General features: G+C 63.1%; 26 protein-coding genes. 15 read left to right on the top strand and 11 right to left on the bottom strand.

The window, feature by feature from the left end; translation table 11 throughout:
* Window positions 1–48: 48 nt before the first annotated feature.
* Window positions 49–372, top strand: a complete 324-nt coding sequence (gene trxA / locus C8D77_RS20080; protein ID WP_056589334.1) for a thioredoxin — start codon at window positions 49–51, stop codon at window positions 370–372.
* A 227-nt stretch (window positions 373–599) separates the two neighbouring features.
* The gene (locus C8D77_RS20075) at window positions 600–881 is read left to right on the top strand and encodes a cupin domain-containing protein (protein ID WP_013528325.1); all 282 of its coding nucleotides are present in this window, start codon (window positions 600–602) and stop codon (window positions 879–881) included.
* Window positions 882–905: 24 nt separating this feature from the next.
* On the opposite strand, the gene C8D77_RS20070 is transcribed toward C8D77_RS20075, so the two are convergent.
* The 6 genes from C8D77_RS20070 to C8D77_RS20045 all read right to left on the bottom strand — a co-directional run bounded on the left by C8D77_RS20070 (window position 906) and on the right by C8D77_RS20045 (window position 6,517).
* Entirely contained in the window at window positions 906–1,325 is a 420-nt protein-coding gene (locus C8D77_RS20070) for a VOC family protein (protein WP_109666950.1), read from the bottom strand.
* Between the two features lie 24 nt (window positions 1,326–1,349).
* Window positions 1,350–2,675 (bottom strand): bifunctional folylpolyglutamate synthase/dihydrofolate synthase, encoded by a 1,326-nt coding sequence (locus C8D77_RS20065; RefSeq protein WP_109666947.1) that lies wholly within the window; start codon window positions 2,673–2,675, stop codon window positions 1,350–1,352.
* Between the two features lie 62 nt (window positions 2,676–2,737).
* On the bottom strand, window positions 2,738–3,664 hold the full coding sequence (gene accD, locus C8D77_RS20060; protein WP_109666945.1) for an acetyl-CoA carboxylase, carboxyltransferase subunit beta: 927 nt from the start codon (window positions 3,662–3,664) through the stop codon (window positions 2,738–2,740).
* 98 nt (window positions 3,665–3,762) lie between these two features.
* Window positions 3,763–4,602 carry a tryptophan synthase subunit alpha gene (gene trpA / locus C8D77_RS20055; protein WP_109666943.1) on the bottom strand — a complete coding sequence of 280 codons (840 nt, stop codon included), beginning with the start codon at window positions 4,600–4,602 and terminating at the stop codon, window positions 3,763–3,765.
* Window positions 4,603–4,604: 2 nt separating this feature from the next.
* Entirely contained in the window at window positions 4,605–5,825 is a 1,221-nt protein-coding gene (gene trpB, locus C8D77_RS20050) for a tryptophan synthase subunit beta (RefSeq protein WP_109666941.1), read from the bottom strand.
* 32 nt (window positions 5,826–5,857) lie between these two features.
* Window positions 5,858–6,517 (bottom strand): phosphoribosylanthranilate isomerase, encoded by a 660-nt coding sequence (locus tag C8D77_RS20045; RefSeq protein WP_109666939.1) that lies wholly within the window; start codon window positions 6,515–6,517, stop codon window positions 5,858–5,860.
* 113 nt (window positions 6,518–6,630) lie between these two features.
* Here C8D77_RS20045 and C8D77_RS20040 point away from each other — a divergent pair, with 113 nt between their 5' ends.
* Window positions 6,631–6,849: a hypothetical protein gene (locus tag C8D77_RS20040; protein ID WP_109667710.1), complete on the top strand. Its 219-nt coding sequence runs from the start codon at window positions 6,631–6,633 to the stop codon at window positions 6,847–6,849.
* 5 nt (window positions 6,850–6,854) lie between these two features.
* Here the strand turns inward: C8D77_RS20040 and C8D77_RS20035 are convergent, their stop codons facing one another.
* The 4 genes from C8D77_RS20035 to C8D77_RS20020 all read right to left on the bottom strand — a co-directional run bounded on the left by C8D77_RS20035 (window position 6,855) and on the right by C8D77_RS20020 (window position 10,226).
* Entirely contained in the window at window positions 6,855–7,613 is a 759-nt protein-coding gene (locus C8D77_RS20035) for a M48 family metallopeptidase (RefSeq protein ID WP_109666937.1), read from the bottom strand.
* 100 nt (window positions 7,614–7,713) lie between these two features.
* Complete coding sequence (locus tag C8D77_RS20030; protein ID WP_063169787.1) at window positions 7,714–8,196, bottom strand: DUF2852 domain-containing protein; 483 nt, start codon at window positions 8,194–8,196, stop codon at window positions 7,714–7,716.
* A 117-nt stretch (window positions 8,197–8,313) separates the two neighbouring features.
* Window positions 8,314–9,456, bottom strand: a complete 1,143-nt coding sequence (locus C8D77_RS20025; RefSeq protein WP_109666935.1) for a benzoate/H(+) symporter BenE family transporter — start codon at window positions 9,454–9,456, stop codon at window positions 8,314–8,316.
* Window positions 9,456–10,226, bottom strand: a complete 771-nt coding sequence (locus tag C8D77_RS20020) for an alpha/beta hydrolase (protein ID WP_109666933.1) — start codon at window positions 10,224–10,226, stop codon at window positions 9,456–9,458. The genes C8D77_RS20025 and C8D77_RS20020 overlap by 1 nt, the downstream gene beginning before the upstream one ends.
* A gap of 205 nt (window positions 10,227–10,431) precedes the next feature.
* Here C8D77_RS20020 and infC point away from each other — a divergent pair, with 205 nt between their 5' ends.
* The 8 genes from infC (at window position 10,432) to C8D77_RS19980 (ending at window position 17,291) form a co-directional block, all read left to right on the top strand.
* A complete protein-coding gene (gene infC / locus C8D77_RS20015; protein WP_013528312.1) occupies window positions 10,432–10,968 on the top strand; it encodes a translation initiation factor IF-3 in 537 nt (178 codons plus the stop codon).
* A gap of 166 nt (window positions 10,969–11,134) precedes the next feature.
* Window positions 11,135–11,761, top strand: coding sequence for a methyltransferase family protein (locus C8D77_RS20010; RefSeq protein ID WP_109666931.1), 627 nt, complete (start codon window positions 11,135–11,137; stop codon window positions 11,759–11,761).
* 182 nt (window positions 11,762–11,943) lie between these two features.
* Complete coding sequence (gene rpmI / locus C8D77_RS20005) at window positions 11,944–12,147, top strand: 50S ribosomal protein L35 (protein ID WP_006201248.1); 204 nt, start codon at window positions 11,944–11,946, stop codon at window positions 12,145–12,147.
* 37 nt (window positions 12,148–12,184) lie between these two features.
* Window positions 12,185–12,586 (top strand): 50S ribosomal protein L20, encoded by a 402-nt coding sequence (gene rplT / locus C8D77_RS20000; RefSeq protein WP_023672281.1) that lies wholly within the window; start codon window positions 12,185–12,187, stop codon window positions 12,584–12,586.
* A 140-nt stretch (window positions 12,587–12,726) separates the two neighbouring features.
* Entirely contained in the window at window positions 12,727–13,824 is a 1,098-nt protein-coding gene (pheS, locus tag C8D77_RS19995) for a phenylalanine--tRNA ligase subunit alpha (protein ID WP_109666929.1), read from the top strand.
* A complete protein-coding gene (locus tag C8D77_RS19990) occupies window positions 13,821–14,243 on the top strand; it encodes a GFA family protein (RefSeq protein WP_109666927.1) in 423 nt (140 codons plus the stop codon). The genes pheS and C8D77_RS19990 overlap by 4 nt, the downstream gene beginning before the upstream one ends.
* Window positions 14,240–16,648, top strand: a complete 2,409-nt coding sequence (gene pheT, locus C8D77_RS19985; RefSeq protein ID WP_109666925.1) for a phenylalanine--tRNA ligase subunit beta — start codon at window positions 14,240–14,242, stop codon at window positions 16,646–16,648. The genes C8D77_RS19990 and pheT overlap by 4 nt, the downstream gene beginning before the upstream one ends.
* A gap of 40 nt (window positions 16,649–16,688) precedes the next feature.
* Entirely contained in the window at window positions 16,689–17,291 is a 603-nt protein-coding gene (locus C8D77_RS19980) for a nucleotidyltransferase family protein (RefSeq protein ID WP_109666922.1), read from the top strand.
* 98 nt (window positions 17,292–17,389) lie between these two features.
* Here the strand turns inward: C8D77_RS19980 and C8D77_RS19975 are convergent, their stop codons facing one another.
* Window positions 17,390–18,385 (bottom strand): aldo/keto reductase, encoded by a 996-nt coding sequence (locus C8D77_RS19975; RefSeq protein WP_109666920.1) that lies wholly within the window; start codon window positions 18,383–18,385, stop codon window positions 17,390–17,392.
* A 96-nt stretch (window positions 18,386–18,481) separates the two neighbouring features.
* Between C8D77_RS19975 and C8D77_RS19970 the strand changes: the two genes are divergently transcribed.
* From C8D77_RS19970 to C8D77_RS19955, 4 genes are all read left to right on the top strand, one after another.
* Window positions 18,482–19,372, top strand: coding sequence for a LysR family transcriptional regulator (locus tag C8D77_RS19970; protein WP_109666918.1), 891 nt, complete (start codon window positions 18,482–18,484; stop codon window positions 19,370–19,372).
* A gap of 57 nt (window positions 19,373–19,429) precedes the next feature.
* Entirely contained in the window at window positions 19,430–20,002 is a 573-nt protein-coding gene (locus tag C8D77_RS19965; RefSeq protein ID WP_109666915.1) for a cytochrome b, read from the top strand.
* A 71-nt stretch (window positions 20,003–20,073) separates the two neighbouring features.
* A complete protein-coding gene (locus C8D77_RS19960; protein WP_109666913.1) occupies window positions 20,074–20,649 on the top strand; it encodes a YceI family protein in 576 nt (191 codons plus the stop codon).
* Between the two features lie 68 nt (window positions 20,650–20,717).
* Window positions 20,718–21,704 carry a Gfo/Idh/MocA family protein gene (locus tag C8D77_RS19955; protein WP_109666911.1) on the top strand — a complete coding sequence of 329 codons (987 nt, stop codon included), beginning with the start codon at window positions 20,718–20,720 and terminating at the stop codon, window positions 21,702–21,704.
* Window positions 21,705–21,724: the final 20 nt, after the last annotated feature.

Genomic DNA, 21,724 nt, shown 5'->3' with positions numbered 1-21,724 from the left:
GATCACCACCACATTTGGTGGGACAAAAACTTCGAAAGGATTTCCCATATGGCAACCGTCAAGGTCGACAAGAGCAACTTCCAGACCGACGTGCTTGACGCCAGCGTACCGGTCGTCGTCGATTTCTGGGCGGAATGGTGCGGTCCCTGCAAGATGATCGCGCCGGCGCTCGAAGACATCGCCACCGAACTCGGCGCCAAGGTCAAGATCGCCAAGCTCAACATCGACGAGAATCCAGAGCTTGCCGCCCAGTTCGGCGTGCGTTCGATCCCGACGCTGATGATCTTCAAGGGCGGCGAAATGGCCGACATGAAGGTCGGTGCCGCGCCGAAGACCGCGCTGTCGCACTGGATCAATGGCAACCTCGCCTGATCCATCTGAAAATCATGATCATCAAGCCCGGCCTCGCGCCGGGCTTTTTGTTGGCGTCATCTGCAGCGCCGCGCGTCCTTGGACGCGCAAAGGACGCTGTAGCAGTTTGATTTGCGCATGATCCTTTCAGAAAATCGATTTCGATTTTCTGGGTCATGCGCTGCCACGCTCTGGCCCTCGCGCCCGGCCACTCCATGTCATCTGCTTGAGGCAGACAGGAGAACCCCATGACCGGATCCGCCAAGGCCACCGTCTTCATCGACAATGAGCGTGTCATCGTCACCGAATACCGCTTCGCGCCGGGTGAAAACACCGGCTGGCACCGCCACGGCCACGACTATGTCGTCGTGCCGCTGATGGACGGCAAGGTGAAGCTGTTGACCAAGGACGGCGAATCCTTCGCCGAAATGAAGAAGGGCGCGCCCTATTTCCGCAAGGAAGGCGTCGAGCACGACGTCATCAACGCCAATGAAGGCGAATACGCTTTTATCGAGATCGAACTGAAGTAAGCCGTCAGGGCCGGCAGGCGCTTTTCACCAGTCGGCGATGCGATCGCCTCCGGCGAATTGCGCGCTTTTTTCGGTATATTCGAACAGTTCGATCTTCACGTCGTTGGGGTCGCGAATCCAGGCCTGGAAGGTGTCGTCGCAGGCGTGTTTCTTGGTTGTGACGTCAACGCCTTTCGAGCGGATGTGGGCGATCGCCGCATCGATGTTTTCTACTTCGAGGCAGAGATGGTTGATCTGGTTCAGGTCGCTGTAGCGAACTCCGTCCTTCTGGAACACCTCGACATGGCTGCGCCCGCCGCAATTGAGGTAGAACCCGAAAATCTTGCCGTCGCGCAGGAAATTGAACTGCGTATCCAGGCCAAGGACGTCGCGATAGAAGCTTCGTGTTGCGTCCAGATCATGCGCGAAGATGCAGACGTGGGCGAGCTGCCTGACCTTGATCATGACGGGTTCCTCGCAAATCCGACCTCAGGTCGGCGGCGTGCCGTTCTCGGCCAGCACCGCGCCGGCCAGGTACAATGAACCACCGATCAGGATGCGCGGCGCCGGGCCGTCCCAGGTGTCGCGCAGCAGCATCAACGCACTGGCGACGGAACTCACCGGCTCGGCCGTCAGTCCCGCTTCCGTCGCCCGGACCGCCAGTTCGTCGTTCGGCACGCCGGCCTCACTGAGGCTCACCGGCACTGTGTAGACATGGCGGGCGAGGCCTTTGAAGGCACGGAAATAGCCGCTCTGGTCCTTGGTGTTGATCATGCCTGAGATGAGGAAGAGCGGACGCGGGTTCTTTTCTTCCTGCTCGGCCAGCGCCTCGGCAATCACCACGCCGGCGCCCGGATTGTGGCCGCCGTCGAGCCAGATGTCGGCGCCCTTCGGCGCCAGTTCGGCCAGCCGGCCCTGCGCCAGTTTCTGCATGCGGCCGGGCCAGGCGACATTGATCATCGCCTTTTCGGCGGCGCGATGGCTGATCTCGAAACCGGCCGCCTTGACCGCGGCGATCGCCGCCGCCGCATTGGCGAACTGGTGGCGTCCGGGCAGCCGGGGCGGCGGCAGGTCCATCAAGCCGTCTTCGTCCTGATAGACCATGCGGCCATTTTCCTCGAAGGCGAGGAAATCCTGGCCGTAGACGAAAGTGGGGCACTCAAGCCGCTCGGCGGTTTCGATCAGCACCTGCAGCGCCGTCTCGCTTTCCTGGGCGCCGATGACCACCGGGCAGCCGCGCTTGATGATGCCGGCCTTTTCAGCGGCGATCAGTTCGACGCGGTCGCCAAGATAGGCCTCGTGATCGAGCGACACCGGCATGATCACCGACACGGCCGGCTCCTTGACCACATTGGTCGCGTCGAAGCGGCCGCCGAGCCCGACCTCGATGATCGCTGCGTCGGCCTGATGTTCGGAAAACAAGAGGAAGGTGACGGCGGTGAGGATCTCGAAGACGGTGATCGTCTCGCCTTCATTGGCCCTGGCGACGCGCGCGATCGCGTCGGCGAAAACCCTGTCCTCGACCAGCTTGCCGCCGCCATCGGCGGCCAGCCGGTAGCGCTCGTGCCAGTTGACCAGATGCGGCGAGGTATGGACATGGACGCGGTAGTCCGCGGCCTCGAGTAGGGCGCGCGAAAAGGCAGCGCACGAACCCTTGCCGTTGGTGCCGGCGATGTGGATGACCGGCGGCAACCGGTCCTGCGGATTATCAAGCCGCTCCAGGAGCCGCGAAATGCGGTCGAGCGAAAGGTCGAAGCCCTTCGGGTGAAGCGCCATCAGGGCTTCGATTTCGCGGTCGGCGGCAAGTGTTGTCATGTGAGAATCCTAAGCGCGCGACGGATCGCGCGCAATCGCGGTTCGCGGCTAAGAATGTCGCGTCAGGCCTGCGGACGCGTCTCAGCCGGAATCGTTGCCGGCGGCAGGATTTCCGGCTCCAGCGGCTTTTGCTCCTCCGGCATCTTGAGCAGCATCTTGAGCAGCCGCGAAATGGTTTCGCGCAGTTCCAGCCGCGACACCACCATGTCGACCATGCCGTGCTCCATCAGATATTCGGAGCGCTGGAAGCCGTCGGGCAGTTTCTCGCGGATGGTCTGTTCGATGACGCGTGGTCCGGCAAAGCCGATCAGCGCGCCGGGCTCCGCAATGTGCACGTCGCCCAACATGGCGTAGGAAGCGGTGACGCCGCCGGTCGTCGGGTTGGTCAAAACGACGATGTAGGGAAGGCCGGCTTCCTTCAGCCGGTCGACGCCAACCGTGGTCCTCGGCAATTGCATGAGGGACAAAATACCTTCCTGCATGCGGGCACCGCCGGAGGCGGCAAACAGGATCAGCGGCCGCTTGCGCTGCAGGGCCGCTTCAAAGCCGTGCACTATAGCGTCGCCGGCAGCCATGCCGAGCGAGCCGCCCATGAAGGCGAAATCCTGCACCGTGACCACAACCGGCAGGCCCTCGACGGTCCCCAGCGCATTGATGATCGCGTCTTCGAGGCCGGTCTTGGCCTTGGCGTCCTTCAGCCGGTCGACATAGCGCTTCTCGTCGCGGAATTTCAGCGGATCCTGCATGACCTTAGGGTTGTCCAGAGTCTCGTATTTGCCGTCGTCGAAGAAAAATTTCAGCCGCTCCTTAGCCGAGATCTTCATGTGATGGCCGGAGGACGGAATGACGAACTGGTTGGATTCCAGATCCTTGTGGAACACCATCTCGCCGGTCTCCGGATCCTTGATCCAGAGGTTCTCGGGCATGTCGGTGCGCCGGCCGAGCATCGAATTGATCTTCGGGCGAACGTAATTGGTGATCCAGTTCATCGCTTCGGCTCCTGTCCTGACGAAGAGTTAGTGCATGTCGCCCAAAAGTGGAAACCGGTTTTGGGATAACGACATGCGCAAAAGCTGAGGTAGGAGAACTATTCGGCAGCAGCAAGGCGAGCCGAGCGCACACCTTGCGCAAGGCCGCTGACCAGCGTGGCGACGGCTTCGGCCGGGTCGGCGGTCTTTTCGCCCTTCGGCCCCAGCACATTGGCCACCGCATTGACGATGGCGGTGCCGACGACGACGCCGTCGGCATTGGCGCCGATGACCCGTGCCTGCTCGGCGGTCTTGACGCCGAAGCCAACGCAGACCGGCAGGTCGGTATGGCCCTTGATGCGCTTGACCGCCGCCGCCACCTTGTCGGTGTCGGCAAGTGCTGAGCCGGTGATGCCGGTCATCGACACGTAGTAGACGAAGCCCGATGTGTTCTGCAGCACCTTGGGCAGGCGCTTGTCGTCGGTGGTCGGCGTCGCCAGCCGGATGAAATTGATGCCGGCTTTCAGCGCCGGAATGCACAGTTCCTCGTCCATCTCCGGCGGCAGGTCGACAACGATCAGCCCGTCGATGCCGCTGGCAATCGCGTCCTTGAGGAAGCGGTCGACACCATAGATGTAGATCGGATTGTAGTAGCCCATCAGCACGATCGGTGTCTCATTGTCGCCGGTCCGGAATTCGGACGCCATCTTCAGCGTCTTGACCAGCGTTTGTCCACCTTTCAGCGCCCGCAAGCCCGCCGCCTGGATCGCCGGGCCGTCGGCCATCGGATCGGAGAACGGCATGCCGAGCTCGATGATGTCGGAGCCTGCGCCGGGCAGTGCCTTCATGATCGACAGCGAGGTGTCGTAGTCCGGGTCGCCGCCCATGAAATAGGTGACAAGCGCCGGGCGGCCTTCGGTCTTCAGCTTCGCCATGCGGCGATCGATGCGGGTCACCATGATCAGATCTCCATGCCCAGCATCGAGGCCACCGTGTGCACGTCCTTGTCGCCACGGCCGGACAGGTTGACGATGACGATCTGGTCCTTGTCCATGGCTGGCACGATCTTCACCGCATGCGCGATGGCATGGGCCGATTCCAGCGCCGGGATGATGCCTTCGACGCGCGTCGTCAGCTTGAAAGCCTCCAGCGCCTCGTCATCGAGGATCGGCACATATTCGACGCGGCCTGAATCGCGCAGCCAGGAATGTTCCGGCCCGACCCCGGGATAGTCGAGGCCGGCTGAGATCGAATGCCCGTCCATGATCTGGCCGTCGGCATTCTGCAGGAGATAAGTGCGGTTGCCGTGCAGCACGCCGGGTCTTCCGGCGTTCATCGAGGCGCAATGCTCGATGCCGTCGAGGCCGCGGCCACCGGCTTCGATGCCGATGATGCGAACCTCCTTGTCGTCGAGGAAGGGATGGAACAGGCCGATGGCGTTCGAACCGCCGCCGACAGCGGCAATGATCGTGTCCGGCAGCCGGCCTTCCTGCTCGAGGATCTGCGCCCGCGCCTCGATGCCGATCACCGACTGGAAGTCCCGCACCAGCTCTGGATAGGGATGCGGGCCAGCGGCGGTGCCGATCAAATAATAAGTGTCCTCGACATTGGTCACCCAGTCGCGCAACGCCTCGTTCATGGCGTCCTTCAGCGTGCCGTGACCGGCGGTCACCGGCCGCACTTCGGCGCCGAGCAGCTTCATGCGGAAGACGTTGGGGCTTTGCCGGGCAACGTCGGTGGCGCCCATATAGACGACGCAGGGAAAGCCGAAGCGGGCCGCGACCGTGGCCGAGGCCACGCCGTGCTGGCCGGCACCGGTTTCGGCGATGATGCGCTTCTTGCCCATGCGCTTGGCCAGCAGGATCTGGCCGAGGCAGTTGTTGATCTTGTGCGAACCGGTGTGGTTCAGATCCTCGCGCTTGAAATAGACTTTTGCACCACCGAGATGTTTGGTCAGCCCCTCGGCGAAGTAAAGCTTCGACGGCCGTCCGGCATAATGGGTCGACAGGTCAGTCAGTTCTGCCCTGAAGTCCGCATCGTTCTTGACCTCATTCCAGTGCCGCTCCAAGTCGAGGATCAGCGGCATCAGCGTTTCGGCAACGAAACGACCGCCAAAAATGCCGAACATGCCCTGTTCGTCGGGTCCGGTGCGGAAGGAATTGGGTGTCGCCGGCTTGTTCATCGCCGATCTCCTGGCTTGTCGTTAAGGCATGATCAGGCGGCGCGGTTGTCCCGCGCTGCCCTGACGGCCCGGAAAAACTGTTCGATCAGCGCCGGACCCTTGACGCCCGGCGCGCTTTCCACGCCTGAGGAAATGTCGATTCCAGGCGGGTTGGCAAGCCGAAGGGCATCGCCGATATTGGCGGCGTTGAGCCCACCGGAAAGCATGTAATCGACGCCGCCGTCAAGGCCGGCGAGAATGCGCCAGTCGAAGGCAACACCATTGCCGCCCGGCAGTTCGGAGCCTTTCGGCGGCTTGGCGTCGAACAGGAACCGGTCTGCTATGCCGATGAATGGCTTTATCCGCTCGAGATCGGCAGCCTCGCTGAGCGGCAGCGCCTTCATCACCGGCAAGCCGTAGCGGGCCTTGACCTCGGCCACCCGCTCCGACGTTTCAGAGCCGTGCAGCTGCAGCATGTCGGGCTGCATCTTGGCAACGATCTCATCCAGGAAGGCGTCGCTGGCATCGACGGTTACGGCAACCGCCAAAGCCTTGCCGCGCGCCGCCTCGCGCAGACGGCCAGCCTCGGCAGGTTCGACATAGCGTGGGCTTTTCGCGAAGAAAATAAACCCGACATGGCTGGCGCCGCCGGCCAGCGCCGCGGCCATTGCCCCGTCAGTCTTCAAGCCACAAATCTTGATGTCGAGTGCCATGGCGCGGGAATTGGCATGAAAAGCGAAAAGAGTCGAGAAAAAGCATGCTGTTTGCCGGCACGGCCAAAGGCGCTACCTATGGATGGGACAGGATGCAAGGCGGGAGCACGATCATGGCCGACAGAACCGTTGCCGAACTCAGGCAGAAGATCACGCAGGCGCGCGAGGTCATTGCGCACCTGATGGACAAGGCCGCCTTCAACGGCGCCGAGGCACATCGGGCGCTCGACTATTTCGGCAGCGATGCCTTCGACAGCAATTTTTTGCCCTGGCCGCATCATGGTGATGAGGGGTTGCGACCGGACGAACTCAACGCGGCGAATGATGATTGAGGGAACTACTCGAACGCGATCGCCTGCAGCGCGCCGCCATTGCGCTTCAGCCATGCCTTGCAGCGCTCGGTGTCCGGGCAGAGCTGCTCGCACAGTTTCCAGAATTTCGGACCGTGGTTCATCTCCTTCAGATGCGCCACTTCATGCGCGACGAGGTAATTGATGACCGGCGACGGCGCCATCATGATGCGCCAGGAAAACGACAGATTGCCGTCGGAGGTGCAGGATCCCCAGCGGCTTGACGTGTCCTTGAAGCGGATCGCCTTGGCGCGCTTGCCCAGCGCCTCGGTGTGCTTGACCACCAGCTTCTCGATCTCGCGCTTGGCCTCGCGCTTGAGGAAATCGGCGATGCGGCGCGGCAGATGGATGCGGTCGCCATGCACGATCAGCAGCGGACCGCGCTCGTCGCGCGACACGGTCACCGTGCCGCGTTTCGAAGGCTCATGGACGATGCGGTGCGCCACGCCGCGCACCGGAATCTTGATACCCGGCCGCACCTGCGGCCGCGCCGGTACCTTGGCCAGCCGCTGCTCCAGCCAGTCCTGATGGCGGTCGAGGAACTTTTCCACCTCGCCCCGGCGCAGGCCGGGCGGCACAGTGATGCGCAGGCCCCGGCCACCTGAATCGATGCGCAGGGTCAGCCGCCTTGCACGGTCGTTCTCGACGATCTTGAGCGGCAGCGAGCGGCCGGCAACGACGTGCTCGCGCTCCTCGACAGGCGCGGGCTTGGGCTTTGTCAGGTTGCGGAAGAAGCCGAATGACATGGCGCAACGATACGTGATTCGAGGAAAACGAATAGAACAAAAAAGAAACGGCGCCGCTCGCGCGACGCCGTTCTTTCACGATGTGGCCTGTCGCTTGGCCTCAGTCGTCAAGCAGGTTCGAGCCCTTGCCACGCTTGGTGGTCGTCGTTCCGGTGCTCGGATCGGTCTTCGTCGGCGCCGTCGACTTGTTGCGGTTGGCCATAAAGCGGTCGAACTCGTCCTGGTCCTTGGCGCGGCGCAATTCGCGGGCATACTCGTCGAACTGGGTCAGCATCTCGTCGAGCTTGCGGCGCTCTTCGTTCAGGCGCTCAAGTTCCTTTTCGCGCCAGTCGTCGAAAGCGACGTTGCCGGTGCGGGCGGAGCCATTGCCCCAGCGTGCGGCCTTGTCGGAACCGCGGCGGCAGCCGGCGAAGATGCCGTCGGTCGCGCGGTTGACGTCACGCTTGAAGCCGTCGAGGCGGTCGCCCCAGATGATGTAGGCAAGCATGGCGAAGCCGAGTGGCCAGAACACCATGAAACCCACAACCATCAGCGCGATGGTCGCCGGCGTCCAGGCCGGACGGATCAATGCAGATGTGTTCATTTTCTCCCATTCCTTCGGTTGGAGACAGCCAAACCCGGCTGCGTGGAATCGAAATGGGAAGGAGAAAACGGCGATTCAAGACAATGTCCGCCAAAACCGGACAAGCAACTGAAATGATTATCGCTTTTTGAGCGCTTCGAGGAAAAGCACGACCAGCCCGGCAATCAGGCCCCAGAATGCGGCACCAACGCCGAACAGCGTCAGCCCGGACGCGGTGACGACGAAGGTGACGGTGGCGGCCATGCGATCGCCCTCGTCCTTCAGCGCGATCGACAGCGCGTTGGCAAGCGACGCCATCAGCGCCAGACCCGCCACCAGCATGATCAGGCTCTGCGGCAGCACGGCGAAGATCGCCACCAGCGAAGCGCCGAAAATCGCGAAGACGAGATAGGCAAGCGCATAGAACGGTCCGGTCTTCCAGCGCTCGGCAGGGTCGGGGTGGACGTCCGGCCCGGTGCAGATCGCCGCCGAGATCGCCGCCAGATTGGTGGTCGAGCCGCCGAATGGCGCCGACAGCAGCGAAAACAGGCCGGTGACGCCGATTAGCGGGCCTGGCTCCGGATGGTAGCCGGCGGCGCGCAGCACGGCCAGGCCGGACAGGTTCTGCGAGGCCATGGTGACGAGATAGAGCGGTAGTGCCAGGCCGATCATCGCCTTGGCGGTGAAATCAGGCGCAATCAGCGTCAGCGTTGACAGTTCCGGTGTCGGCAGGCCGCCGACACGGCCGGTGAGGAACGCGGCGAGGCCACCGCCGATCAGCACCGCTAGCACCGACAGGCCCGGATTGAACAGCCGGATGACGAAGAAGGCCGCAATCAGCGGCAGGATCAGCCACGGGTCGACAGGAATGGTCTTCACCGCATTGAGCGCGAAGGTGACGACGATGCCGGCCAGCATGCCGGAGGCGACCGAGGGCGGTATCCTCGAGATCAACTGCGTCAGCGGCCGGAACAGGCCGGTGGCGATCAGAAGGATGCCGGTGACGATGAAGGCTGCGACGGCCTCGCCCATCGAAAAGCCGCTCGAGGCCGCGATCAGCGCCAGGCCCGGCGTCGACCATGCGGTGATGACGGGCATTTTCGTGCGCCAGGACAGCCACAGGCTCTCGATCGCCATGGCCAGGCAGATGGTCGTAACCCAGCTTGCCGTCTCGATCTGCGTCGCGCCGACTGCCTTGGCGGCGGCGATGACGATGGCCAGCGTGCCGCCAAAGCCGACGATGGCGGCGACGAACGCGTGTATCGGAATGGAAAGGCGCATCAGTTTCCCCTCTGCGCCATCGCGTCGACGGCCCGCACCAGCATGTCGAGATCCTGCGGCCGCGACAGGCGGTGGTCGCCGTCAGGGATCAGCGACAAGGTCACGTCGTCGGCCGGCAGCAGGCTGACCAACTTCAGCGCGTGGCTTGCCGGTACGTCCGCATCGGCCAGTCCCTGCAGGATGTGCACCGGGCAATGCGTGTCGATCGGGCCTGTCATCACCAGGTTGTTGCGTCCGTCCTCGATCAGCGCGCGCGTGTAGATGTAAGGCTCGGCGGAATAATCCGACGGCTCTTCGAAGAAGCCTTTCTCCGTGAGGTCGCGCTTCTGCGCCTGCGTCAGCACCGGTTCGATCAGTTCGGCGGTAAAATCCGGCGCCGGCGCCAGCAACACCAGGCCAGCGACCTTGCTATCGCCTGCCTTGCGCAATTCCTGCACCATACGCAGCGCGATCCAGGCGCCCATCGAGGAGCCGACCAGGATTTGCTTGCCCTTGGTGAAATGCCGGAACACGGCAAGGCTCTGCGCAAGCCATGTCGAAATCGTGCCGTCAGCAAAGGCGCCGCCGGATTCACCATGGCCGGAATAATCATGGCGCAGGAAGGCGCGGCCTTCTCTTGCCGCCCAGTCCGACAGCACCTGCGCCTTCGTGCCCAGCATGTCCGATTTGTAGCCGCCGAGCCAGACGATGCCGGGCGCGGAGCCAGCATTATGGCGCACCGCGATGCGTGGTCCGTCGACATCCAGAAAGATTGGGGGCGTGGCGTTCATGGCTTTTTCCTCAAGCCGGTCTTGTGACACAGCCTGTGGCGTGGCGAAAAGTGCTCGCGGTGTTCTTTGTTTGGTGCAGGGCAGCGATCAGGGTGATTTTCTGTCAATGCTGTGCTATTGACTCCGCCCGCGCGCTCACCACATTGGCGCGTCCACGCATCAACACTGACAAACCCTGAACGAAACGGCCAAGGAGACCACGACCATTCGCAGACCTTTCAAAGCAGCGGCGCCGACCAAGGATGGCCCGCGCTCCAACCGTGACATCCGGGTTCCCCGGGTCCAGCTTATCGACGCCGAAGGCCAGAACCGCGGCGATGTTTCCATCAACGACGCATTGCTGCTCGCCGAAGAGGCTGGGCTGGATCTCGTCGAGATATCGCCCAATGCGGTGCCCCCCGTCGTCAAGATTCTCGATCTCGGCAAGCTGAAATACGCCAACCAGAAGAAGGCGGCCGAGGCGCGCAAGAACCAGAAGGTCATCGAGATCAAGGAGATCAAGATGCGCCCGAACATCGACAGCCATGACTACGAGACCAAGATGAAGGCGGTTCGCCGCTTCTTCGAGGAAGGCGACAAGGTCAAGCTGACGTTGCGGTTCCGTGGCCGCGAGATGGCGCATATGGAACTCGGCATGCAGCTTCTGAACAAGGTCCGCGAGGAAGTGGCGACGATCGCCAAGGTCGAGGCGGAACCGAAGCTCGAAGGCCGCCAGATGATGATGGTGCTGTCGCCGCGCTAAGGTGCTGAATATCAACACACCTTGGATCACGAAGACGTCAGGCCTGATTATCGCGCTTAAATCCGCCTGAATCACATCCCAAGGCGTCCCGGCGATCGGCGGGACGCCTGTTTTCTTGGCCGAAGCTGCGATCGCCGGCCAAACTCCTCGACGATCGGATTCCACCTTGGACAAAGAACTCAAATACGGGCTGGGTAACTACCAGCATACGCGCAGGATGGTGCTTACCGGGCTCGTGGCCGTCCTGTTCGCAGCGTTGCTATTTGGCCAATCGACGTTTCCGCCCGACACACCAGTGCATGAGTCGATCGAAATATTTGGCGTGCTGCTGATTTTTCTAGGCATCGTCGGGCGCCTTTGGGCGACGCTCTACATAGGTGGGCGCAAATCTTCCGAGGTGGTGACCGGCGGGCCTTACTCGATCACCCGCAACCCACTCTATGTGTTCTCGACCGTAGCCGCAGCCGGCGTTGGCGCGCAGATCGGCTCGTTCACCGGCATCATTCTCTTCGGGCTTTTGTGCGCCGGCGCTTTCCACATCGTCATCCTGCGCGAGGAGAAATTCCTTAAGGAAGCACTCGGCGCGCCGTATGCGGCCTATCTGGCGCGGGTGCCGCGCTTCTTCCCGAAATTGTCGCTCTACCAGGAGGGCGATACGGGCAGCTTCAAGCCGCGCCTGCTGTTGACCACGCTGCTCGACGGCCTGGTGTTCCTGGTCGCGCTGCCGGCCTTCGAACTGATCGACGGCGCCCAGCAGTCGGGCATGTTGCCGGTCTGGTTCACGCTCCCCTGACTGGGGACAGAGCGTCGCACGAGCTGAGGTGTTGCGCAGCCGCCGTCTTTGACGTATAGGACCGCCGTTCAAGAAAACCGCCCGGCAGGGCATGCCGTGGCGGTTTCATTTGCTTTTCGGGCTTTGGTCGGCCCGAAGCGAACAAGAAGCGCGATAGTGCGCCAACGATACGGAGTAGCAAAATGCCCAAGATGAAGACCAAGTCGGCCGCCAAAAAGCGGTTCAAGATCACAGGTACGGGTAAAGTCCTGTCGGCTGCGGCCGGCAAGCGTCACGGCATGATCAAGCGTTCCAACAAGTTCATTCGAAATGCCCGCGGCACGATGGTTCTGGCTGAACCGGATGGCAAGAAGGTCATCAAGAATTTTCTGCCGAACGGCCTCTAAGGCATTCGGTTCGGACACGTTTTAAGGAGATCATGACATGGCACGCGTAAAAAGAGGCGTCACCTCGCACGCCAAGCACAAGAAGGTCCTGAAAGCCGCCAAAGGCTTCTACGGCCGCCGCAAGAACACCATCCGCATCGCCAAGCAGGCGGTGGAAAAGTCGATGCAGTACGCGTATCGCGACCGCAAGAACCGCAAGCGCTCGTTCCGCGCGCTGTGGATCCAGCGCATCAACGCCGCGACGCACGAGCATGGCCTGACCTATGGCCGCTTCATCGACGGCCTCAACAAGTCGGGCATCGAGATCGATCGCAAGATCCTGTCGGACATGGCCATCCACGAGCCGCAGGCTTTCGCAGCCCTGGTCGCCAAGGCCAAGGTGGCGCTCGAATATCTGAAGAACACCACGCCGAACGCTTTTGAAAGCGCTGTCGCCTAAGACCAGCGCTTCCCAAGCATTCGCAATTCTGATTTGGGGAACCCGCGCTGGCACGGCTGGCGCGGGTTTTCTTTTGCCTGATGTAACCAAAATGGTGACACGCCCGGTGATGGTGGTCGCCCGATCGAGAGAGCTTCGCCGTGAACGCCACTGCTGGAAATCTTGAAGCCCTGGAAGATTCACTTCTGGCCGACATCGCATCGGCCGCCGATGAGCCGGCCATAGAGGCCGTGCGCATCGCTGCCTTCGGCAAGAAGGGCACCGTGTCCGAGATGCTGAAAACACTTGGCGCCATGACCGCCGAGGAGCGGCAGGTCAAGGGTCCTGTTATCAACGGCCTCAAGAACCGTGTCACCGACGCGCTGACGGCCCGCAAGGCCGAGTTGAAGGATGTGGCGATCACCGCGCGCCTCGCCGCCGAAAAGGTCGACGTGACGCTGCCGGTGCGGCAGTCGCCGGCCGAGCGCGGCCGCATCCATCCGATCAGCCAGGTCATCGATGAGATCGCGGCGATCTTCGGCGATCTCGGCTTCTCCATCGCCGAAGGGCCGGATATCGAGACCGACTACTACAATTTCACCGCGCTGAATTTCCCCGAAGGCCATCCGGCGCGCGAAATGCACGACACCTTCTTCTTCCAGCCGGACGAGAAGGGCGAGCGCAAGCTTTTGCGCACGCACACCTCGCCGGTGCAGATCCGCACCATGGAGACGAAGAAGCCGCCGATCCGCATCGTCATTCCTGGCAAGACCTACCGGCAGGATTCGGACGCCACCCACTCGCCGATGTTCCATCAGGTCGAGGGGCTGGTGATCGACAAGACGGCCAACGTTGCCAACATGAAGTGGGTGCTGGAGGAGTTCTGCAAGGCCTTCTTCGAGGTGCCGCAGGTGAAGATGCGCTTCCGGCCGTCCTTCTTCCCGTTCACCGAACCGAGCCTCGAGGTCGACATCCAGTGCGACCGCTCGCGGCCCGGCGAAGTGCGCTTCGGCGAAGGCTCCGACTGGATGGAGATCCTCGGCTGCGGCATGGTGCACCCCAATGTGCTGCGCCATGGCGGGCTCGATCCGGACGAATATCAGGGCTTTGCCTGGGGCATGGGCATCGATCGCATCGCCATGCTGAAATATGGCATGCCGGACCTGCGCGCCTTCTTCGACGCCGACGTGCGCTGGCTGTCGCATTACGGTTTCAGGCCGCTCGACATGCCGACGCTGTTCGGGGGCCTAAGCGCATGATAGCGCCGCACACCGGCGGCTGCCGCTGCGGCGCCGTGCGGTTCGAGGCCTTGGCTGAACCGCACCATGTCAGCTATTGCCATTGCGGCGATTGCCGGCGGGCCAGCGGCGCGCCGGTCTCGGCCTTTGTCGGCTTCCTGGTCGATCAGGTCGCGTTCACCGGCAAGGCGCTGAAGATGTACGAGAACGGCCCGGTGACGCGCTCGTTTTGCGGTATCTGCGGCTCACCCATCGCCTATGTCGACGAGCGGCTGGAGGACGACATCTACTTCATGCTCGGCGCCATGGACAGGCCGGCCGATTTTGAGCCGACGCTGCATGCCTATGTCAGCGAGCAGCTCCCCTTCCTGCATATGTCCGACGACCTGCCGAGACATCTGAAAACAAGCGTCAAAAGACCAGACGGAACAGTCCCATGAAATTCACCCTCTCCTGGCTCAAGGACCACCTCGAGACCGACGCCTCGCTCAACGAGATCGTCGAGCGGCTGACCTCGATCGGCCTCGAAGTCGAGCATGTCGACGACAAGTCGAGCCTGAAACCCTTCGTCATCGCCAGGGTGCTGACCGCGGTTCAGCACCCCGATGCCGACCGCCTGCGCGTGCTCACCGTCGATACAGGCGACGGCAAGGCGCCCGTGCAGGTGGTGTGCGGTGCACCCAACGCCCGCGCCGGCCTGATCGGCGCCTTTGCCGCGCCCGGCACTTATGTGCCCGGCATCGACGTGACGCTGACGGTCGGCAAGATCAGGGGCGTCGAAAGCCACGGCATGATGTGTTCCGAGCGCGAGCTGGAGCTGTCCGACGAACACAACGGTATCATCGACCTGCCTGAGGATGCGCCTGTTGGCACCAGCTTCGCTGCTTACGCCCACCTCGACGATCCGGTCATCGAGATCAACCTGACGCCGAACCGGCCGGATGCCACCAGCGTCTACGGCATCGCCAGGGATCTGGCGGCGAGCGGGCTTGGCCGCCTCGTCGGCGGTGCCATCATGCCGCATGCCGGCAGCGGCATGTGCCCGGTCAAGGTGACGATCGTGGCGCCGGAACTCTGCCCCGGCTTCGCGCTGCGGCTGGTCAAGGGCGTCAAGAACGGCCCGTCGCCGAAATGGCTGCAGCAGCGGCTGATCGCCATTGGTCTCAGGCCAATCAGCGCGCTGGTCGACATCACCAATTACGTCACCTTCGACCGCGGCCGTCCGCTGCATGTGTTCGACGCTAGCAAGGTTGCCGGCAATCTGACCGTGCGCCGCGCGCGCGATGGCGAAAAGGTACAGGCGCTCGATGGCCGCGAATACACGCTGACGCCGGAGATGTGCGTCATCGCTGACGACAATGGCGTCGAGTCGATCGCCGGCATCATGGGCGGCGAGCATTCGGGCTGCGACGAGAACACGACCGATGTGCTGATCGAATCAGCCCTTTGGGACCCGATCACCACCGCCCGCACCGGCCGCACGCTCGGCATCATCACCGACGCACGCTACCGCTTCGAGCGCGGCGTGGACCCTGAATTCATGGTGCCCGGCGTCGAGCTGGCGACCAAGCTGGTGCTCGATTTCTGCGGCGGCACGCCGACCGAGACCGAAGTCGTCGGCTATGCCGGCCATACGCCCAAGATCGTCTCCTTCCCGCTGTCGGAAGTGAAACGGCTGACCGGCATCGAGGTGCCGAAGGCGGAAAGCCTCGACATCCTGTCGCGCCTTGGCTTCAAGCCCGAGGGGTCGGGCGATGTCGTCAAGGTCGCCGTGCCGTCCTGGCGCCCCGATGTCGACGGCAAGGCCGACCTGGTCGAGGAGGTCATGCGCATCCACGGCGTCGACAACATCGCCCCGCAGCCGCTTGGCGCGCATGACGCGGTCAACGCAAAGATACTCACCACGCTGCAGGTCCGTACCCGCACCGCCAAGCGCGCGCTTGCCGTGCGCGGCATGATGGAGGCCGTCACCTGGTCGTTCATTCCGGCCAAGCACGCTGAACTGTTCGGCGGTGGCCAGACGGCGCTGAAGCTCGCCAATCCGATCGCCGCCGACATGTCCGACATGCGGCCGTCGCTGCTGCCGGGGCTGATCGCCGCTGCCCAGCGCAATGCCGACAAGGGTATTGGCGACGTGGCGCTGTTCGAAGTGTCGGGCACATACGAAGGCGATGGCGCCGACCAGCAGCGGCGCGTGGCCGCCGGTGTGCGCCGCGGCACCGCCAAGCTCGACGGCTCCGGCCGCAACTGGGCCGGCAATTCAGGCCCGGTCGGTGTGTTCGACGCCAAGGCCGATGCGATCGCCGCATTGGAAGCCTGTGGTGCACCGGTCGAGCGGCTGCAGATCGAGGCCGGCGGTCCGGCCTGGTATCATCCCGGCCGTTCGGGCACGATCAAGCTCGGCCCGAAAACCGTGCTCGGCACCTTCGGCGAATTCCATCCGAAGACGCTTGAGGGTCTCGATGTTTCCGGGCCGCTGTGCGGCTTCGAAGTCTTCGTCGATGCCGTGCCGGAGCCGAAGGCCAAGCCGACGAAGACCAAGCCCAGGCTCGATCTCTCCGCTTTCCAGGCGGTCAAGCGCGATTTCGCCTTCGTCGTCGACAAATCGGTCGAGGCCGGCACGCTGGTCCGCGCGGCCCTTGCCGCCGACAAGAAGCTGATCACCGCTGTCTCGGTCTTCGACATCTTCGAAGGCGCTTCGCTGGGCGAGGGCAAAAAATCGATCGCCATCGAAGTGTCGATCCAGCCGGTTGAAAAGACGCTGACCGACGAGGATTTCGAGGCGCTGGCCAAGCGCATCGTCGAGAATGTCGGCAAGCAGACCGGTGGTGTGCTGAGGGGCTAATAAACTTGCGAGCAGATGGCGAATCGTCCTCCAAAGGGCGATGGACCATCTGCGTTATTCCGGCCTTCCTTTTGAAGAACAGCGCGTGGCGTTCCTCGCCATCGTGTCGGCGGATCCGCTGGTCCGCGACGCGTTGGCGCGAGCTCGCGAATTCGACCTGCCCGACTGGCTGATCGTTTCCGGCGCGCTCTACAACAGCGTTTGGAACCACCTGACCGGCAAGCCGTCGGGCTACGGCATCAAGGATGTTGATCTCTTCTACTTCGATGACAGCGACCGGTCCTACGAGGCGGAGGACGCGGTGATCCGCCGGGCGGCGGCGCATTTCGAAGGACTGCCGCTGCCGGTCGAGGTGCGCAACCAGGCGCGGGTGCATCTCTGGTATCTGCAGAAGTTCGGACAGCCGTGCCCGCGCTATTCGAGCGCCAGCGAATCGCTCAGCTATTTTGCTTCGAAGACCCATGCGGTCGGGGTCCGATACGACGCTGACGGGCAGCTGGAGCTGGTGGCGCCGTTCGGGCTCGACGACATCTTCTCGTTTCGCATCACGCCCAACCGGGTGACGGACAATCGGCGGACACATGAGGTGAAGGGCAGACGCGCCCAGGAGTATTGGCCGGAGATCATTGTCGCGCCTTGGTAGGAAATGTCGGCGCTTCACGCCAACGTCTCCCACCTTCTGCACCGCGCCGCGCATGAAAAAGGGGCGCCGAAGCGCCCCTTCCGATTACTCACCAGTTTTCACCCGTTCACCAGCGCCAGCAGCTCTTCCGTGTAGCGCTTGCCCATAACCTTGTTCGGCGACAGCGCATCGCCAATCGCCTGCACCTCGGCGGCGCTCAGCTCGATCGCGGCAGCTGCCGTGTTCTGCTCCAGATGGCGGATCTTTCGCGCGCCGGGGATCGGCACGATGAAATCGCCCTGGTGCAGCACCCAGGCCAGCGCCAGCTGCGCCGGGGTCACGCCCTTTTCAGCCGCCATCTTCTCCAGCGTGGCGATGACAGCGGCATTGGCCGCCATGGCGTCGGCCTGGAAGCGCGGCAGGCTGCGGCGCCAGTCATCGTCGCTCAAGGCCTCAGGCTTGGCGATCGTGCCGGTCAGCAGTCCACGGCCGAGCGGGCTGTAGGGAACAAAGCCGATGCCGAGCTCGCGGCAGACGGCGAACACCTCGTCTTCCGGGTCGCGGCTCCACAGCGAATACTCGCTCTGCACGGCCGATATCGGATGCACGGCATGCGCCCGGCGGATGGTCGCGGCACTCGCCTCCGACAGGCCAAGCGCGCGCACCTTGCCCTCGCGAACCAGCTCGGCCATGGCGCCGACCGTATCCTCGATCGGCACGTTGGGGTCGACGCGGTGCTGGTAGTAGAGGTCGATGACGTCGGTGCCCAGCCGCTTCAGCGAGGCCTCGGCCACCGCCTTGACGTGCTCGGGGCGGCTGTCGACGCCAGCCATGCGGTCGAGGCCCGTACCTTCCTCCAGAATCCTGAAGCCGAATTTTGTCGCGATCGTCACCTTGTCGCGAATGGACTTCAGCGCCTTGCCGAGCAGGATCTCGTTCTCGTAAGGGCCATAGACTTCCGCAGTGTCGAAGAAGTTGACGCCGATATCGACGGCGCGGTGCAGCGTGGCGATCGCGTCGGCTTCCGCTTGGCCGCCATAGGCGAAGCTCATGCCCATGCAGCCGAGGCCGACCGGGTAGACGTTCAATTCAGTTCCTAGCTTGCGGGTTTGCATCACGCGTCTCCTTATTGCGATGCAAAGGAAATAGCGCCTTGCACTGTGTTCGATAATCATCTCTCATCTGCACAGTCTGTTCTAAAAAGTAGATCAATGAATCGAGCCCATCTTTCCCAGCTGGCCGTGCTGGCGACTGTCGCCCAATGCGGCAGCTTTCGCGGCGCCGCCAGGGAACTCGCCATCGCGCCATCGGCGGTCAGCCATGCGGTGTCCAGCCTCGAGGCGCGGCTTGGCGTTCGCCTCCTGTCGCGCAGCACACGCAGCGTCGCGCCCACCGAAGAAGGCGCGCAATTGCTGGAGCGGCTGCGGCCGGCGCTGTCGGAAATCGACCTGGCGCTGGAGACGGCGGTCGAGGCGCGCGACCGGCCTGCCGGGAATCTGCGGCTCAGCGTCCCACGCACGGCGGCGCATCTGGTGCTGACGCCACGGCTAGGCGCTTTTGCCAGGGCCTATCCCGACATCGTGCTGGAGATCGTCATCGAGGACCGCTTCACCGACGTGGTGGAAGGCGGCTTCGATGCTGGCGTCAGGCTAGGCGAGAGCCTGCAGCGCGACATGATCGCGGTGCGGATAGGGCCGGACATTCGTGGCGCGGTGGTCGGCGCGCCGGTCTATTTCGAGGCCAACCCCAAGCCGCGCCACCCGCGCGACCTTGCCGACCATCGCTGCATCCGCTTTCGCTTCTCCAGTGGCATCCTCTACCGCTGGGAATTCGCGAAGGGCGGCGAGGAAATCGAAATCTCCGCGCAAGGGCCCCTGATCCTCGACGAGGACCATCTGATCGCGCAAGCAGCGGCCGACGGCGCCGGGCTCGCCTTCGTCTTCGAGGACTATGTCCGCGCACCACTGGCCGACGGCAGGCTGATCCGCGTGCTGGAAGACTGGTGCCCGTCCTTCGACGGGTTCTTCGTCTACTACCCCAGCCGCCGCCAGATGCGGCCGGCGCTCAGGGCCTTCGTCGATTTCTTCAAGGTGAGCGGGTAGAGTGGGCTCGCCCTCCCTCTTGTGGAAGAAAACCGGCATCCCGCTCGTTCACCAACGATGCAAACATCGATCACCAACAGCACGACCCGCTACGGCTGGGGCGCGATCCTCCTCCACTGGCTGATTGCGCTGATCTTCATCGGCCAGTTCGCGCTCGGCTTAGTCATGGTACGGCTGACCAGCCAGCGCACCGCCTTCGAGCTGATCCAGCTGCACAAATCCTTCGGTTTTCTGCTGCTCGGGCTGGTGGTGCTGCGCATCGCCTGGCGCCTCGGCAATGTATGGCCGCCGCTGCCGCGCTCGGTCGAAACCCTGGAGCGTCGGGCCGCACCACTGGCCCATTTTGCGCTCTACGCGTTCCAGCTTGCCTTGCCGCTGTCCGGCTGGGCGCTGGTGTCGGTGTCGATGCTGGAGATCCCCAGCCTGCCGTTCGATCTGTTCATCATGCCGAACCTGCCGCTGGCCGAATCGGATGGCGCCGAAAGCTTCTGGGCGGCGGCGCATTGGTATCTCGCCTATGCCGGCATCGCCCTGGTTGCTCTCCATGTCGCGGCGGCACTGCGGCATCATTTCCAGCTCAGGGATAGCGTGCTCACGCGCATGATCACGCCTTCGTCAGATCAGGAATAGAGCGGGCAGTTCATTCGTTCGTGGGGGGTGAGGGCGCAGGAAATGCGCTGCCTCCAACAAGGAACACCCCCATGTACACGCGCATCCTCGGATTTGCGGCGGTCGCCGCTTGCCTTGCCATGCCTGTCTCAGCGGCCGTCGCGCTTGGTGACGCCGCCGGCAGCTATTCGATCAGCCCGGCCAGCTCCAGCATCCGCTTTTCCATCGGCAAGGTCGGCGGCGGCGGCCTCAATGGCGCGTTCGCCCGCTTCAAGGGCTCGATCCGTATCGACAACAGCGATGTCGGGCGCTCGCAGGTTAATTTCACCATCTTTCCCGAAAGCGTCGGCACCGGCCAGGGCCGCATCGATGCCTTCCTGCGCTCCGACGCGGTGTTCGATGCTGCCAACAGCCCGGAAATCCAGTTCCGCTCGACCAGCGTGACCCGAACCAGCGACACCACGGCCCTTGTCACCGGCCGGCTGACGGCGCGCGGCAAGACGTTCCCTGAAAAATTCACGGCCGAGCTTGGCGGTCTCAAGGCCGGCACGATAAAATTCCATGTCACCGGCAAGGTGCTCAGGTCACGCTACGGCATGGATGTCGGCACGCCGATCTATTCGAACATCGTCGACTTCGACATGACGCTGATGGGCAAACGCGGCTGACCTTGTCATTGGCTTTTCTCCTGTTTTCGGGCAAACCTCATCGCCTGTAATCGCGATGGAGAAGCCTGATGTTCCGATGGGGTGTGTTGTCGACGGCCAAGATCGGCCGCGAGCATTTGTTGCCGGCGATGGTCGAGGCGGAGAACGGCGTGCTGTCGGCGATCGCCAGCCGCGACCTGTCGAAGGCCAAGGCGCTTGCCGAGCGCTTCGGTGCACGCCATGCCTTCGGCTCCTATGAGGAACTGCTTGCCTCCAACGAGGTCGACGGCGTCTACATCCCGCTGCCGACTTCGCAGCATGTCGAATGGGCGGCCAAGGCCATCGAAGCCGGCAAGCATGTGCTGGTCGAAAAGCCGCTGGCGCTCGACGCCAAGGACATTCTCCCGCTGATCAAGCTGCGCGATGCCAAAAAGGTGCTGGTCTGCGAAGCCTTCATGGTCATCTACCACCCGCAATGGATCAAGGTGCGCGATCTCATCGCCAGTGGTGCCATCGGCCGGCTGCGCCATGTGCAGGGCGCCTTCTCCTATTACAATGTCGATCCCAACAACATGCGCAACCAGCTCGACCTCGGCGGCGGCGCGCTGCCCGACATCGGCGTCTACCCGACCGTGTCGACGCGCTTTTCCACCGGCAAGGAGCCGCTGCGCGTCCAGGCGACGATCGAGCGCGACAAGAAATTCGGCACCGACATCTACTCCTCGATCCGCGCCGATTTCGGCGACTTCGAACTGTCCTTCTACCTGTCGACGCAGATGGCGGCGCGCCAGGTCATGGTGTTCCACGGCGAGAAGGGTTTCATCGAAGTGTTCTCGCCCTTCAACGCAGGGCTCTACGACCACCACCGCGTCGAACTGCACAACCAGAACCACACCGAGGCGCAAGTGTTCCGCTTCCCCGGAACACAGCAGTACCGGCTGGAGGTCGAGACCTTCGCGCGTGTGGCACAGGGCGGCAAGGAGCGTGTTTTCACGCTGGAGGAATCCGTGCTCAACCAGAAAGTCATCGACGCCATCTTCCGCGCCGGTGGCACGGACGGCTGGGAGACCGTCTGAGCCTTACAATAAGATAGCCG

Source organism: Mesorhizobium loti (genome assembly GCF_003148495.1).
Lineage (GTDB): Bacteria > Pseudomonadota > Alphaproteobacteria > Rhizobiales > Rhizobiaceae > Mesorhizobium > Mesorhizobium loti.
Note: the sequence above shows the minus strand (reverse complement) of the source record. Positions and strands in the feature narration are given on the sequence as shown.

Coding starts and splice junctions, on each gene's coding strand:
- C8D77_RS19990 (WP_109666927.1), top strand. CDS start 13,821: ATGATAGCGCCGCACACCGGCGGCTGCCGCTGCGGCGCCGTGCGGTTC.
- C8D77_RS20045 (WP_109666939.1), bottom strand. CDS start 6,517: ATGGCACTCGACATCAAGATTTGTGGCTTGAAGACTGACGGGGCAATG.
- trpA (WP_109666943.1), bottom strand. CDS start 4,602: ATGGTGACCCGCATCGATCGCCGCATGGCGAAGCTGAAGACCGAAGGC.
- trxA (WP_056589334.1), top strand. CDS start 49: ATGGCAACCGTCAAGGTCGACAAGAGCAACTTCCAGACCGACGTGCTT.
- C8D77_RS19970 (WP_109666918.1), top strand. CDS start 18,482: ATGAATCGAGCCCATCTTTCCCAGCTGGCCGTGCTGGCGACTGTCGCC.
- C8D77_RS19960 (WP_109666913.1), top strand. CDS start 20,074: ATGTACACGCGCATCCTCGGATTTGCGGCGGTCGCCGCTTGCCTTGCC.
- C8D77_RS20040 (WP_109667710.1), top strand. CDS start 6,631: ATGGCCGACAGAACCGTTGCCGAACTCAGGCAGAAGATCACGCAGGCG.
- rplT (WP_023672281.1), top strand. CDS start 12,185: ATGGCACGCGTAAAAAGAGGCGTCACCTCGCACGCCAAGCACAAGAAG.
- pheT (WP_109666925.1), top strand. CDS start 14,240: ATGAAATTCACCCTCTCCTGGCTCAAGGACCACCTCGAGACCGACGCC.
- C8D77_RS20065 (WP_109666947.1), bottom strand. CDS start 2,675: ATGACAACACTTGCCGCCGACCGCGAAATCGAAGCCCTGATGGCGCTT.
- C8D77_RS20020 (WP_109666933.1), bottom strand. CDS start 10,226: ATGAACGCCACGCCCCCAATCTTTCTGGATGTCGACGGACCACGCATC.
- C8D77_RS19975 (WP_109666920.1), bottom strand. CDS start 18,385: ATGCAAACCCGCAAGCTAGGAACTGAATTGAACGTCTACCCGGTCGGC.
- rpmI (WP_006201248.1), top strand. CDS start 11,944: ATGCCCAAGATGAAGACCAAGTCGGCCGCCAAAAAGCGGTTCAAGATC.
- C8D77_RS20075 (WP_013528325.1), top strand. CDS start 600: ATGACCGGATCCGCCAAGGCCACCGTCTTCATCGACAATGAGCGTGTC.
- C8D77_RS20035 (WP_109666937.1), bottom strand. CDS start 7,613: ATGTCATTCGGCTTCTTCCGCAACCTGACAAAGCCCAAGCCCGCGCCT.
- C8D77_RS19980 (WP_109666922.1), top strand. CDS start 16,689: ATGGACCATCTGCGTTATTCCGGCCTTCCTTTTGAAGAACAGCGCGTG.
- C8D77_RS20070 (WP_109666950.1), bottom strand. CDS start 1,325: ATGATCAAGGTCAGGCAGCTCGCCCACGTCTGCATCTTCGCGCATGAT.
- C8D77_RS19955 (WP_109666911.1), top strand. CDS start 20,718: ATGTTCCGATGGGGTGTGTTGTCGACGGCCAAGATCGGCCGCGAGCAT.
- accD (WP_109666945.1), bottom strand. CDS start 3,664: ATGAACTGGATCACCAATTACGTTCGCCCGAAGATCAATTCGATGCTC.
- trpB (WP_109666941.1), bottom strand. CDS start 5,825: ATGAACAAGCCGGCGACACCCAATTCCTTCCGCACCGGACCCGACGAA.
- C8D77_RS20025 (WP_109666935.1), bottom strand. CDS start 9,456: ATGCGCCTTTCCATTCCGATACACGCGTTCGTCGCCGCCATCGTCGGC.
- C8D77_RS20030 (WP_063169787.1), bottom strand. CDS start 8,196: ATGAACACATCTGCATTGATCCGTCCGGCCTGGACGCCGGCGACCATC.
- C8D77_RS19965 (WP_109666915.1), top strand. CDS start 19,430: ATGCAAACATCGATCACCAACAGCACGACCCGCTACGGCTGGGGCGCG.